General features: G+C 32.5%; 15 protein-coding genes and 2 tRNA genes. All 17 read right to left on the bottom strand.

Going from position 1 to position 14,571, the window contains the following annotated elements; genetic code table 11:
• Positions 1-141: 141 nt before the first annotated feature.
• Positions 142-215 (bottom strand) — tRNA-Gly (locus IDG64_RS06695).
• A gap of 22 nt (positions 216-237) precedes the next feature.
• Positions 238-320, bottom strand: a tRNA-Leu gene (locus IDG64_RS06690).
• Positions 321-966: 646 nt separating this feature from the next.
• Positions 967-1,422, bottom strand: coding sequence for a SprT family protein (locus tag IDG64_RS06685; RefSeq protein WP_001058104.1), 456 nt, complete (start codon positions 1,420-1,422; stop codon positions 967-969).
• Positions 1,415-3,565: a Tex family protein gene (locus tag IDG64_RS06680; RefSeq protein WP_000370124.1), complete on the bottom strand. Its 2,151-nt coding sequence runs from the start codon at positions 3,563-3,565 to the stop codon at positions 1,415-1,417. Before IDG64_RS06680 ends, IDG64_RS06685 begins: the two co-directional genes overlap by 8 nt.
• Positions 3,566-3,998: 433 nt before the next feature.
• Positions 3,999-4,769, bottom strand: coding sequence for an RNA polymerase sigma factor SigB (sigB, locus tag IDG64_RS06675; protein WP_001041103.1), 771 nt, complete (start codon positions 4,767-4,769; stop codon positions 3,999-4,001).
• Positions 4,744-5,223 carry an anti-sigma B factor RsbW gene (rsbW, locus tag IDG64_RS06670; protein WP_001190829.1) on the bottom strand — a complete coding sequence of 160 codons (480 nt, stop codon included), beginning with the start codon at positions 5,221-5,223 and terminating at the stop codon, positions 4,744-4,746. Before rsbW ends, sigB begins: the two co-directional genes overlap by 26 nt.
• Before the next feature lies 1 nt (position 5,224).
• Entirely contained in the window at positions 5,225-5,551 is a 327-nt protein-coding gene (locus IDG64_RS06665) for an anti-sigma factor antagonist (RefSeq protein ID WP_001052491.1), read from the bottom strand.
• A gap of 118 nt (positions 5,552-5,669) precedes the next feature.
• The gene (locus tag IDG64_RS06660) at positions 5,670-6,671 is read right to left on the bottom strand and encodes a SpoIIE family protein phosphatase (protein ID WP_000390829.1); all 1,002 of its coding nucleotides are present in this window, start codon (positions 6,669-6,671) and stop codon (positions 5,670-5,672) included.
• Positions 6,672-7,019: 348 nt separating this feature from the next.
• Entirely contained in the window at positions 7,020-7,382 is a 363-nt protein-coding gene (locus tag IDG64_RS06655) for a type II toxin-antitoxin system PemK/MazF family toxin (RefSeq protein WP_000621175.1), read from the bottom strand.
• Positions 7,379-7,549 (bottom strand): type II toxin-antitoxin system antitoxin MazE, encoded by a 171-nt coding sequence (gene mazE, locus IDG64_RS06650; protein WP_000948331.1) that lies wholly within the window; start codon positions 7,547-7,549, stop codon positions 7,379-7,381. The genes IDG64_RS06655 and mazE overlap by 4 nt, the downstream gene beginning before the upstream one ends.
• Before the next feature lie 84 nt (positions 7,550-7,633).
• Positions 7,634-8,782, bottom strand: a complete 1,149-nt coding sequence (gene alr, locus IDG64_RS06645; RefSeq protein ID WP_001281154.1) for an alanine racemase — start codon at positions 8,780-8,782, stop codon at positions 7,634-7,636.
• Positions 8,783-8,847: 65 nt separating this feature from the next.
• Complete coding sequence (acpS, locus tag IDG64_RS06640) at positions 8,848-9,207, bottom strand: holo-ACP synthase (RefSeq protein WP_000581197.1); 360 nt, start codon at positions 9,205-9,207, stop codon at positions 8,848-8,850.
• 3 nt (positions 9,208-9,210) lie between these two features.
• Positions 9,211-9,702, bottom strand: coding sequence for a PH domain-containing protein (locus IDG64_RS06635; protein WP_001205912.1), 492 nt, complete (start codon positions 9,700-9,702; stop codon positions 9,211-9,213).
• Positions 9,689-11,272 (bottom strand): PH domain-containing protein, encoded by a 1,584-nt coding sequence (locus IDG64_RS06630; RefSeq protein WP_001294621.1) that lies wholly within the window; start codon positions 11,270-11,272, stop codon positions 9,689-9,691. Before IDG64_RS06630 ends, IDG64_RS06635 begins: the two co-directional genes overlap by 14 nt.
• Positions 11,265-11,744 (bottom strand): PH domain-containing protein, encoded by a 480-nt coding sequence (locus tag IDG64_RS06625; RefSeq protein ID WP_001287079.1) that lies wholly within the window; start codon positions 11,742-11,744, stop codon positions 11,265-11,267. The genes IDG64_RS06630 and IDG64_RS06625 overlap by 8 nt, the downstream gene beginning before the upstream one ends.
• Before the next feature lie 208 nt (positions 11,745-11,952).
• Positions 11,953-12,513: a K(+)-transporting ATPase subunit C gene (locus IDG64_RS06620; RefSeq protein ID WP_001092409.1), complete on the bottom strand. Its 561-nt coding sequence runs from the start codon at positions 12,511-12,513 to the stop codon at positions 11,953-11,955.
• Between the two features lie 19 nt (positions 12,514-12,532).
• Positions 12,533-14,560, bottom strand: a complete 2,028-nt coding sequence (gene kdpB / locus IDG64_RS06615; protein WP_000546603.1) for a potassium-transporting ATPase subunit KdpB — start codon at positions 14,558-14,560, stop codon at positions 12,533-12,535.
• Positions 14,561-14,571: the final 11 nt, after the last annotated feature.

The following is a 14,571-nucleotide window of genomic DNA, read 5'->3' as shown; positions in this document are numbered from 1 at the left end:
GCCAGGATCAAACTCTCCATAAAAATTATGATGTTTGATTAGCTCATAAATACTAAATAATGTTTGTAACTTATAGTTACGTTTTTGGAATTAACGTTGACATATTGTCATTCAGTTTTCAATGTTCATTAAAATTATCTATGGAGCGGGTGATGGGAATCGAACCCACAACATCAGCTTGGAAGGCTGAGGTTTTGCCATTAAACTACACCCGCTTATTTAAATTAAGAATTTTGATGCGGCCGAGAGGACTTGAACCTCCACGGGATTTCTCCCACTAGGCCCTCAACCTAGCGCGTCTGCCATTCCGCCACGACCGCGGATATAGGCATTTAAAACATCTTCGTTTTTCAGAACGTTATTTATTATATTATGTTTAAAAATATTTGTCAATAACTTTTAATCGTTTTTTTACATTAAATTAATTTGTGTTATCAGTTGTTAACACAACGCTATTTATAATAAAACATTTAGAACTTATTGTCAACATATTTTATAAATTAAATTTAGAATTGACTGTCTTTCAAATCAAAGTTTATTTAATTTGTTCTTTTTTAAGGAACGTGTTTAATCATACTAACTATAAGCTGTACAGTCAATAGAAAAGTTCAATCAAAATGTCATAAAAAATGTATAATTATCTTTTGTGCTACTTTAAAGCTTTAATTGGGTAAAGTTTATATATTAATTATTACTAAAATACGCCAAGATTTTTAATCTAATCATTTTAATTTCATCCTATCAAGCCACAATTTATGCCATTACCTATATCATAAGTAGAAAAGCCGAGATTGCGAAGTATTAAATTACGACAATCTCGGCTTTAAACATTTTATAAACACAATTTCTTCTTATTCAATTACTATGTTTACCAATCAAAATAACTCACTGATAAATTCTATATAAATTCCATACAACTCATAAATAATCTTACATATACACGAATTAGCTCTATTTGTATTGTACTTATTTCAATTGTCTTTTCATTCTTAATTTTCCATTGCAATGTCCGCAACGCATACGATTCGTATCAACTTTACGGATACGTATATATTTTGCATGACATTTAGTGCAATAATATTCATAATTTGCCCGTTGTTGATAGCTTTCAATGCTGTTACAAAATCTAGGCGCTCCAACCTGTTGGCTCAATCGTTTAAAATCTTGATCTTTATGTTGATAACCTTTACCAGCAATATGCAAGTGATAATGACACAATTCGTGCAGTATAATTTTTACAACAGCATCTTCTCCATAATGCTCATATTGTTTTGGATTAATTTCAATATCATGGGACTTTAAAAGATAACGTCCGCCTGTTGTACGTAACCTTTTATTAAAATATGCACAATGTCGAAACGTACGTCCAAATTTTTCTTCCGAAAGATGCTCAACCATTCGCTGAAGTTTGTCATTATTCATGTGGATCAATCATCGTTAATGATACTTTGTCTTTATTTTTGTCAATACTGTAAATCCAAACGTCAACGATATCACCAACACTGACAATATCCATTGGATTTTTTACGAACTTCTTAGAAAGTTTCGAAACATGGACAAGTCCATCTTGTTTAACACCTATATCTACAAATGCTCCAAAATCTACTACATTTCTAACTGTACCACTCAATTTCATTCCTTCTTGTAAATCTTCAATTGATAGCACATCGGATTTAAGGATTGGTGTTTCAAACTCGTCCCTTGGATCTCGATTAGGTGCTTTCAAGGATTTAATAATATCCTCTAATGTAGGCACACCGACTTGTAATTCAATCGCCAGTTCATCCATATCCAATGAATTTAATTTAGCTTTTAATGCGTCACTGCCTAAATCATTGCCACCAAATCCGAGTTTATCTAATAACTGATACGTTACTTTATAGCTTTCGGGATGAATCGATGTATTATCCAATGGCTCTGAACCGTCTACTATTCTTAAAAATCCTATACTCTGCTCAAAAGTTTTAGCACCCAAACGCTTAATCTTGCTTAACTCTTTATTATGCTTTATTGCGCCATTTTCTTCTCTATATGCAATTATATTTTTAGCAATTTGCGAACTTAGACCAGACACATATTGTAATAATGATGATGATGCTGTATTGACATCAACACCTACTTGGTTAACTGCTGTTTCAACAACGAAAGTTAATGCATTTTCTAGTGCTTTTTGATTAACATCATGCTGGTATTGTCCGACACCAATAGATTTAGGATCGATTTTAACTAATTCACTTAATGGATCTTGAACGCGTCGTCCAATTGATACGGCACTTCTTTCTTCCACTTGAAAATCAGGAAATTCATCTCTAGCAATTTCTGATGCTGAGTATACTGAAGCGCCCGCTTCATTGACAATGATGAATTGTACTGGCAACTGATGCTTTTTAATTAAATCTGCAACAAATTGTTCTGTTTCACGACTTGCAGTACCATTGCCAATTGCAATTAATTGCACATCATACGCTTTAACCATTTGTACAAAATCCTTCTCTGCTGCCTCTTTTTTAGAAACTGGTGGATGCGGATAAATCACACCTTTTGCTATAAAAGTACCGAATGGGTTAATGACTGCTAATTTACAACCTGTTCTAAATGCTGGATCTACGCCTAATATTTGTTTACCTTTCATTGGAGGTTGCAGTAATAGATTTCTTAAGTTTTCACTAAAAACATCTATTGCATGATTTTCAGCTTTTTCAGTTAAATCAGCATGGATTTCACGCTCTATCGAAGGGACAATTAAGCGTTTCAAGCTATCTTTAATCGCCTCTAAAATATAACTGCGATTTACATTATTATGATTGATTTCTTGACGTGCAATGAAATCCTCTACTGATGTCGTATCGAATTCAAACTTTACAGATAATACTTTCTCTTTTTCACCACGATTAACAGCTAAAACTCTATGATTAGCAATGCGTTTAATTGGCTCACTATATGCATAGTACATTTCAAAAATACCTTTTTCATCTTCAGCATTTTTCTTTTTAGATGTAGTTAACACACCTTGATGATACATATCTTTTAAAATTTTTGTTCTATATTTAGGATTATCTGAAATTTGTTCCGCAATAATATCTTGTGCACCTTTGATAGCATCTTCAACCGATTGCACTTCTTCATTTATAAATTGTTGTGCTTTTTCTTCAATTGAGACTTCATGTTTACGTGCCTTCATCCATATCGCTAATGGCTCTAACCCTTTACGTTTCGCCTCAGTTGCCCTTGTCTTTTTCTTTTGTTTAAAAGGCCTATATAGGTCTTCAACACGTTGTAATTTGTTCTGTTTTAAAATATCCTTCTTTAATTCCTCAGTAAGTAATCCTTGCTGTTCTATATTTTTGATAACTTCTTCTTTACGTTTTTGTAAATTGACCATATATTGGTATTCGTCATCAATTTGCTTTATTTGAACTTCATCTAGTCCACCAGTTTGCTCTTTTCGATACCTCGCAATAAATGGTACTGTATTTTTTTCTTCTAGCAGTGTTAATACTGCTTCAATTTGTTTTTTACTAAATTGATATTTCTCTATGATTGAATTAATCAATTGATTGTCCATTTACTTAACCCACACTTTTTCTTAAATTTACTCATTTATTTTAACATATTCTAAAATACTTCTATTAAGGTATGATACTTAATGTAATTTTCACTTCCAAAACATTTAAAACGAATGATTAGGTCATACTATATTTTAAAACGCACTAAGATTATTGAAAATGACACACCATCATTTCTAAATTTCATAATCTAAGACTACTTTTTTTATTCTAATAGCAACCCACCTATTTAAAACGACAATTAGATATCTTCTTCACTTAAATTATTAATACTATATCGCGACATTTATGTGGATACACATTAAACTACACTAATAATGTATTAATTCGAAAATCTTAATTAAATTAAAAATACCCCTCGATTTCAATTTAATAATCAAGGGATAATTATATGGATTTTTCATTATAAAACGTATCATTAATAAGCAAATTCTATTGATGTGCTGCTTCTTGTAATTTCTTAATTGCCGTTCTCTGAAGTCGTGATACATGCATTTGACTTAAACCGATACGCTCACCTGTCTCTTTTTGACTCAATCCTTCAATAAACGTACATTGTATGATTTCTCGTTCGCGATCAGATAATATAGGTAATATTTTTTCTAAAATCATACGTTTTTCAGTTAGGTCATAATGGTCATCTTGTTGCCCCATAATATCTAATAGCGTAACAGTTGAACCATCTTTATCAGCTTCAATGGAATGATCAACACTTAACGCATTATAACTTTGTCCCATTTCCATTGCTTCTAACACTTCTTCTTCTGAGACTTCTAATCGATCAGCTATTTCACTGATAGAAGGTGAACGCTCTAATTCAGCGGTTAGTTCATCGCTCACTTTTTTGATTCTTGGCCCAATTTCTTTAATACGTCTCGGAACATGTACACTCCAAGTTTTATCTCGTAGATATCTTTTGATTTCACCGATTACAGTAGGTACTAAAAAGGCTTCAAACTTCCGTTCAAAGGACATATCGAATCTATTTATGGCACCTATTAAACCAACCATACCAACTTGAACTAAATCTTCGTGATGTGATTGTCCTTTAGAATATTTATATGCCAATGACTCAATTAGTTTTTGGTAATGTTTAACTAACTTATCCTGTGCATCTGTATTCTTATTTTCTTGGTGTTCTTTAATCCATTGGTTAATTTGCTCAGGTGAAATTTCATTAGCTGATTTCGACTCTTTCGCCATTATTTCGCACCTGCTCTTTTTTTATATACTTAGTCATACTGATTGTCACACCAGATTCTTTATATACTGTGACTTCATCCATTAAAGATTCGATTAAAAATAAACCTAGGCCACCTTCGCGTAAAAAGTCTATATTTTCGTCTTTATCGTAAGGACCTATTTTTGATTTAGTTGTTTCATAATCAAAACTGTCACCTTTATCAGAAATAACAATTTTAATTTTATCTTCTAAAATTTCAAAATATATGTTAATAATGCCCACATTGTTATTTTCTTTGTATGCATGTTTAACTGCATTTGTCACAGCTTCACTAACTGCAATCTTGGCATCTTCAATATCATCATATGTAGCACCAGCTCTCGAAAAAACGCCAGAAAGTGTTAAACGAATTAAACTTACATACTCTGCCGATGCTGGCACGCGCATTTCGATAAAATCTTCTTTAGATTGCATGTTATTCGACCTCCGTTCCTTCATTAACATGCATTAAATCCTTAAGACCAGTAATTTCAAATAGTCTACCGATACGATCTGACACACCTAAAATGTATAGTTCTTTATCATTTTGGTTTAATGCTTTTAATGTACCTACGAATAAACCTAAACCTGTCGAATCCATATAACTCACATTTTCTAAATTAACATAAATATCACGAGTTCCATCTTGTCTCATAGGTGTTAAAACCTCTTCTAATTCAGGCACAGTATAAACATCTAATTCTCCACCGACTTTAACTTCGTAAAATTTATCTTGAGTGGTTGTTTCTATATTAAGATTCATTTCATTACACTCCTACTTATTAAAAATATTTATCTTCATTTTAAGCGCTGTATCCACCATATTTATATTTCAAATTATTATATACCCATCGAAATAATTTCTAATCTTCTTTTTTAAATTAATTTACTCTTTTTATAATCAAAATAGTCATATCATCTTTTTTATTTGGGTTTTGAAGCTTTAAAATTGCTTCATAGATAATTTGAACAATATCTTGTGGGTGCATATGTTTATGTTTTTTAATATATTCTAAAAGTTTTTGTTTATCTATAAAGGTACCTTCACTATTTCTAGCTTCAGTCACACCATCCGTTAAAATGATAATTAAATCATCAAGGTATATTGGAATTTCTTGTTGTTGATATCGTGTTTGTGAACTGATTCCTAACACTCTACCTCTAACTGAAATTTCTTCAAATTCTTCTTTTTCAGCGCGATAAATATATCCAGGCTCATGACCAGCTGAACTACAATACAATAAATGGTTCATTTCTTCATATAAACCATAAAACATTGTGACGAACATATTTTGATTAATATTCTTTTCAACAACACGATTTAAACGTTTTAAACCATCACTCGGTAATTGTGAGTGTCCATAAGAATCCATGCCAAACTTTATCATACTCATTGCTAAAGCAGCTGGTATACCTTTTCCAATGACATCTGCAACAGCAAAGCTCATTGTGCCATCGTTATGGTCAATTAAATTAAAATAATCTCCACTTACTTTTTGTGCCGCCACTGAAATAACGCCAATTTGAATACTATCAAATTGTGGAATATCTGTTTTAAGCATTGTTTGTTGTAAGCTAGAAGCTAAGTCTATCTCTTTATCGTGAACTTGAAGTTTATCTACCAATCTTTGATAATCTCGATAACTATAACCAAAGCCTTTAACGATTTCTTGTAAGACATCTAATGTCTTGAACACATCTTCACGCGTTAAGTTTAACGTCAATATATAGTTTTTGTGAATATCGACAATGTCTTCAGGCAAGACGTCCTTACGAATCACTTCGTCAGTGTATTTCTCACACTTTTTTATCAATTCTACTTTATCTTGGCACGTTAAACTTTCATCAATTAAACCCTTATAATGTTGCTTAAATTCTTCCACGATTAGTTGCCTCCTCACTTCCCTTACAAAGCAAATGCTTAAGCAAGGATAATTATGATTCACTTACTAACATTTATTTAATTGCACTTATCAATTTTGTCGTTTGCAATTTTGCTGTAGATGATACTTTTAAGCTAAAAAAACTTTAGGATGGAATACCTAAAGCCTAAAAAACTTAAGACATCCTTTTATAATAAAAAATATGAATATCATAACTGGTATTTGCTAAAATCTTTGTTTATAAGAAAATTCTTCGTACAGAATTTAGAAATAGTTATAATTATTATAAAGTTATTGTCTTTTATATCAATATTTTATTTATCTCTGAAAAATACATATAATAGACGCCTAATTTTTCTGGTGAGCTACTGCATTCAGCCCTAAACTAATCATTAGTGCATTATCTACTTCTTTCATTTTATCATCGGATAAGTACGTCAGTTTTTCTTTCAATCGTTTTTTATCAAGTGTACGAATTTGTTCTAATAATATAACTGAGTCTTTATCCAACTTATACTTTTTCTTTTCAATCTCTACATGTGTCGGTATTTTCGCTTTATTAATCCTACCAGTTATTGCCGCAACAATAACTGTAGGACTATATTTATTACCAGTATCATTTTGAATTATGACTACAGGTCTGACTCCCCCTTGTTCAGATCCCTGTACTGGTGATAAATCTGCTAAATAAACATCTCCTCGTCTAATCATTCATTCGTTGAATTAGAAGATAAATATGTTTCGTTGCAATCGCATGCTTCACACTCTATCGGAAAAGCTTCGTTCGCTAGGGAGAGATTTAAATCAGCCATTTGTGAATATCCTTCTTTTAAAGATTGTTCTAAACTATGACTTCTATTTTGACTAAAAGATAACATATGAGAACCTCCAATTGATTCCAAAAGTTATTAAATGACCTTTAATTACTCTAATGATAACAAATTTTATATGCACTGACCATATTATTTTAACAATTCATTTGTTACAAAACGTTGATCACCATCATGATAGATTCGCGGCAAACGTCTCGACAAGTTACAAAGCACTTCATAATTAATAGTATGTTGCTTTTCAGCTACCACCTCTACCGACTGTGGACTTTCTCTATGATTATCTATTAAAATCACCGAATCTCCAGCTTTAACTTGATCTGGCACTTTAACAATTGTCTGATCCATACATACGCGACCAATAACTTCGCATTGATGACCATTTACATTTACAAAGCTACCTTGCATTATGCGTAAATAGCCATCTGCATATCCAATAGGTAACAAAGCTATTGTAGTTGGGTCAGTAGCTGTATAAGTTGCACCATAACTTACAGACTCACCCGCTTGTAGCGTCTTTGTTTGAACTACATTAGCAATTAATTGCACACTTGGTTTAAGGTGTACTTTAACTTTTTGCTGTACATACTCTGATGGATAATATCCATAAAGGGAAATTCCTGGTCTTATTGCATTACAGAATTGGCAATCCATTAATAGAGAGCCTGCTGAGTTCTGACAATGTATATATTCAGGTTTAATTGCTTCATTGACCATATCTTTAAAACGTTGATATTGTTCAGTTGTCATATCTCCTGGTTCGTCAGCACAGGCAAAGTGTGTAAACACGCCTTCAAATACAAGTTGCTCATATTGTTGAATGATTTCAATCACTTCTTGATACGTATTAGTATCTTTAATACCTAAACGTCCCATTCCTGTATCTAATTTAATGTGCAACCATAACTTTTTCTCTTGCTCACCAGAAATGTTTTTAATTGCTTCTTTCAACCACTGTTTAGACGGAACCGTTAAGGCAACTCGGTGTTGTATCGCTTTATCAATATCTTTAGCTGGTAACACACCTAAGACTAAAATTTTAGCAGTAATCCCATGCATTCTAAGTTCTATCGCTTCATCTAACGTTGCTACAGCAAAAAATGTGGCGCCATTTTCCATTAAATGACGTGCTACTTTAACACTACCTAGTCCATAGGCATTGGCTTTAACGACAGCCATCACTGTTTTATTTGGATGCAATGTACTGAATACTTTGAAATTTGATGCAACAGCGTTTAAATCTACATTCATATACGCAGATCTATAATATTTATCCGACATATTACTTCCTCCTGTAATTCCCACACGTTTTAAAACTAGATCTTAATTATCATTGTATAACAAATTTAAAATGCTGACTTTTCTAAAACAACTTGGCTCATCGCATAATGCTCAGTGTGTGAGATACTAACATGTACGATGAACCCTTCGTAATCAATCTTTGGTTTGCCAAGTTCGTCGTTGTAACAGTCTATATCGTTAAAAGCTACATGTTTTCCTAAGCCTGTGCCTAATGCTTTACTGAACGCTTCTTTTGTAGCAAACCTGCCAGCTAAAAATTCAATTTTACGTTGCTCATGTGTGAAATTGTTGAATTTGTGCTGTTCATTTTTAGTTAAAATCCGCTCAACCAATTTTGGCTGCTTACTATATAACACTTTTATTCGATCGATTTCGATTAAATCTACACCAATTCCATGTATCATTGATTATTCCTCATTTTTATTGTTTTCTAAATGTCTCTCGTTATTTAACCATCGTTTCAATCTACGTGCTTCACTTCTATCTATTAATTCAATTTCAGCTTGACCACCCGCTGTATAAAGGGTCAAAGTTGCTAATCGATAGCGTCTCATTATAGGACCAACATCGATATCAATATTTTGAATACGAAAATATGGTATTACTTTTTCATCCAAAAATAAAATGCCGTTTCGTACACGCAAATGGTGTTTTTCAAATGCATATCTGCAGTGCTTATATCGATATACTGGCGCTATGACAAGCGTGAAAACAGCAACAAGTAATATTATAATCACACTACTAACAATGGATATATTGTTATCTAATATCTCCCAAAATAGCCAGTTCAAAATATTAAATGCGATTAAAAGTACAAGCGCTATGGGTATCCAAAACAGCACAGCACTTAACCTCATCACTTTTTTAGCGTGTGGTGACATAAAATTATAATCCCTCATCATTTTCACCTCTTAAATACCATGATTTCAATTTATTTGCATCTTCACTTCTTGCGTATTTTAGGTTAATCGATTGGGCTCCCACACCTTTAGCAACAATAAAGCTAAAATTATTTAAATTGTTGCGTTTAAGTAATGTATGTTGCCAAGTGTCAAATCCTATAATGTGATGCGCTTTAAAATAATAAATATTTCGTTTCAATAGCTCGAAATTCTGGATAGTAATTTGTTCTTCTGTCATTTTAAAACCCGCATGTTTGACATAAAGATATCCTTTGATCACAAATAAACCAATAATGACTATTGTTATAATCGTAAATAACAATAATAATTGATTCCAAAAATAACAGCCAATACCTGCCATAGCTATGACAATAATACTAGGTATTAAAAAGTGTCTGTGGAAACCTGACAAAGGCATACCTTCATTAACTTGTTGATAAGATAAATCTGGTACTAAATTCTGGATAATTTGATATGCTTTGTCTCGTTTAATAAACGGCAATATCGGCACACTACCTGAATCATTGTCATCATCTTCGATTTTTTTATTTTCAAAATCACTTGTGATGATAAAATGTATTGCTGTGTAGCCAAATAATCTTCGTATATATGACTGACGTTCAACAACAGCTTGCAATCGTTTCGTTGGTACAGTTACTTTCTTCTTGTTAAAGAGACCATATTCAATTTTAAGTTGCTCATTTTCAAGCATCACCGAAAAGCCATAAAATCTTATCATCGTTATAATCGTTCCAATAATATATGCCACTATTAATACTAGTAAAATGATGATTAATACTGAAATACTTACAATTTGAACCCATTGACTAATTTCATGATTTAGCTTCGACCATGGGATCAACTCTCTTACAGCCCCGTAAATAGGTACTAAAGCTACTAACGTTACACCAATGGCACCACTGGTCATTGCCATAAATAGTGATTCTTTAAAATTCATCTGATATATAGGAATGCGTTTATTTTTCTGATTAAGCATACTATCAGTGTTCTGCACTTCATCTAAGCGACCTTCTGCGATGTCTTCCACATTACCTTCAATGTCATGATTACAGTTGTCATTCTTCTCAGCACTAGACTTTTGCGCCACTTCTGTCTTCAACTCTGTTTGCAATTGATCAATATAGCGTTCAAGATATTCACCTTGTTTTTTCGAAATAACACTTAAGACAATACCATCACTTGGTGTTTTGATTTGTAAATCCACACCACCAATAATTTGATTGACGACCCCTTGTGTCATATCAACGGACTGAATACGTTTTATATTTAATTCTTTACGCTTTTTATTAAAAATACCTGTTGTTAAAATGAAATAATTATCCTCAATCCAATATCGCGTGTTCATAATTCCGACAATTTGAGAAATGTATGATATTAAAAAGAATACAAATACAATACCTATCCATAAATATGATTCGGGATTCGCATAGTCAAAATCTTTCAATTGAAAGATAATGAAAATAAAAAAGACGACTATGTTTTGTTTGATAGCATTGATTATGCCATTAAAATATGAAATCGGATGTAATTTTTGAGGTTCAGACATCACTTTCAACCCCTCTCAAATTCGACATAGTTCTCGCTTCGATTATTTTAACATCGTCATGAGACATCATCGGTAAATAAATAGTATGACCTGCAGTCATAAATCCAACTTTATACAAATTAAGCACTTTACTAATTGGATTAGATTTAATCGACAAGTATTGTAAACGTTCAATTCGACTCGTTTCTTCTTTATATATAAAAAATGATGTACGATATTGTACACTTAGTTGATCAACTTTATAAAAGCGACAATGATATTGCCATAAAGGCTTAATAAATAATTTTAATGTACTCAGAGCACCTAAAACCAACAAAATATAAAGTAAGTAATGTGGCCATTCAAATCTTAACCATATAAAATAAAAAATGACATACACAGCTACACTCAATATAAATTCTAAGCCATTCGTAATGTAGTAATACAACAATGCTGACTTAGGACTCTTAGACAACTTAGTATAATCTGACATATACCCCTCTCCCCAAATAAAAAATTATACGGATTTATAATCTATTTCATTTTATTTTTATATGTTGATAATTATAGCATATGGAATATTTCATGCTAATTTATTCTTCCTAAAGGTACATCTAAAAATTTAGTTAAGCAGAAAGTGCTTGAATTGTTAAAAAGACACCATGTTATAATTTTATCAACATGATGCCTTTCATCTATATTCAATCTTTCATCTTATCAAGAGCAATATTTAGTTCAAGCACATTCACATAATCATTTGTTAACACACCACGCTGCTTACGATGTTGAATCAAGTCGGCCACTCTTGAAGTAGATATATGACGAGCATCAGCAATACGAGGTGCTTGCTTCAATGCATTTTCAACCGTAATATGCGGATCTAAGCCCGACCCAGAACTTGTTGCAGCATCTATTGTTACATTTGAATTCCCAAATTTAACATGATGTTTCATGCGTGCTATTAATTCGGTGTTTCCATTCGATTCATTACTTCCACCTGATGATACGCCGTTTTTATATAATTTTTCAGGATTCATATTATAATCAACTGCACTCGGTCTCCCGTGAAAATATCGTGTCTCTGTCCAGTGCTGTCCAATCAATTTTGATCCTACTATACGATTGTCATACGTAATTAAACTGCCGTTTGCTTGTTGATAAAAAAATATTTGACCAATTAACGTGATAGCTAACGGGAATAAAAATCCACATAATACCATAGTTATTATCGTTAAACAAATACTATTTCTTATCGTATTCATGGTACAGGCTCCTTCCTCTTTACACAAAAAATTGTACAATCATATCTATTAATTTAATGCCTAAAAACGGGACGATTAATCCACCTAATCCATAAATCAACATATTATTTATAAAAATTCTATCAATGCTGTAACCCTTTACTTTTACACCTTTCATGGCAATTGGAATTAAGGCAACAATGATTAATGCATTGAATATCAAAGCTGATATAATTGCAGATTTAGGTGACGATAAATGCATAATATTTAGTGAAGTCATTTCTGGAATTGTTGACATCATTAGTGCAGGTAAAATTGCAAAGTATTTTGCTACGTCATTAGCCAAACTAAATGTCGTTAATGCACCTCTCGTCATTAATAATTGTTTGCCTATTTTTACAACCTCTATTAACTTTGTAGGATTCGAATCTAAATCAATTAGATTAGCTGCCTCTTTAGCACTAATTGTCCCTGAGTTCATAGCTAATCCTATATTCGCTTGTGCTAGCGCAGGTGCATCATTTGTACCATCTCCTGTCATCGCAACAATATGGCCTTTCGCTTGTTCATCTTTGATGACTTTAATTTTATCTTCGGGTTTACACTCTGCAACAAATCTATCAACCCCGGCTTCTTTTGCAATTGTAGCTGCTGTTAAAGCATTATCACCTGTACACATAACTGTTTCAATCCCCATTTTTCTCAATTCAGTAAATCGTTCTACAAGACCATCTTTAATCACATCTTTTAAATAAATCACGCCAAGCATGACATTGTTTTCAATGACTATTAATGGTGTGCCACCTTTACTCGATACATCCATACAGAGAGACTCAATATTAAGAGGAATATTGCCTTGTTGTTGTTTGACAAGATTTATCATACTATTAGGTGCACCTTTGAATACCGATATTTCATTTGTAATGATTCCGCTCATTCTAGTTTCAGCTGTAAAAGTCTTATATGTGCCATCAATGTCTTTAGGCAGCTCATATATATACATCTGCTTCGCTAATCGTACAATACTTTTTCCTTCTGGCGTATCATCGTAGATTGATGACATATAAGCAGCGACTATCAATTTTTCCAGCATTTGTTGATTCACTGGTAAAAATTCACTAGCGATTCGATTGCCATAAGTGATTGTGCCTGTCTTGTCTAAAATCATTACATCGACATCTCCACATACTTCTACAGCACGCCCACTTTTCGCTAATACATTGAATTGAGTAACACGATCCATGCCTGCAATACCAATCGCCGATAACAAACCACCGATTGTCGTTGGTATTAAACATACTGTTAACGCAATGAGCATCGCAATAGGTAAAATTAAATGCAGGTAAGATGCTATTGGATATAACGTTACAATAACGACTAAAAATATAATTGTTAACGTTGTTAATAATGTAAAAAGTGCAATTTCATTTGGTGTTTTATTTCTTTCCGCCCCTTCAACTAAGGCAATCATTTTATCTAAAAAAGATGTACCCGCTTCACTCTCAACACGTATTTCTAACCAATCAGATGTTACAAGTGTACCGCCAATGACTCCATCAAAATCGCCACCTGATTCTTTTATCACAGGTGCAGACTCACCAGTAATTGCAGATTCATCAACGGTTGCTAATCCATTTATTACAACGCCATCAACAGGGATTGTTTCTCCATTTTCTACCCGAATATTTTGTCCGGCTTTTAACTCTGTGGCGTTCACTATCCGATACGCACCATTTTCTTCTATCAATCGAGCAGTTAAATTTGATTGTGCTTGTCTTAAACTATCAGCTTGCGCTTTTCCACGACCTTCAGCAAAGGCTTCTGAAAAATTAGCAAACAATATAGTTATTAATAATATGATAAAAATTGTAATCAAATAACCTCGCGATAGATAACTAGTTCCAAATATGTCAGGAAAACATATTAATATCAACGTTAAAATCATTCCAACCTCAACGACAAACATTATCGGATTTTTTATTAATTGTTTAGGATTCAGCTTATAAAAACTCATTTTCAAAGCTTCTATCACCATTGTTTGATTGAAATATTTATTTACATGATGCATTTTTTCCATCC

Origin of the sequence: Staphylococcus sp. EG-SA-15 (assembly GCF_017151895.1) — a bacterium.
In the GTDB taxonomy this organism is placed as follows: Bacteria; Bacillota; Bacilli; order Staphylococcales; family Staphylococcaceae; genus Staphylococcus; species Staphylococcus aureus.
The sequence above is the reverse complement of the archived record's forward strand: the minus strand, read 5'-3'. Positions and strand labels throughout refer to the sequence as shown.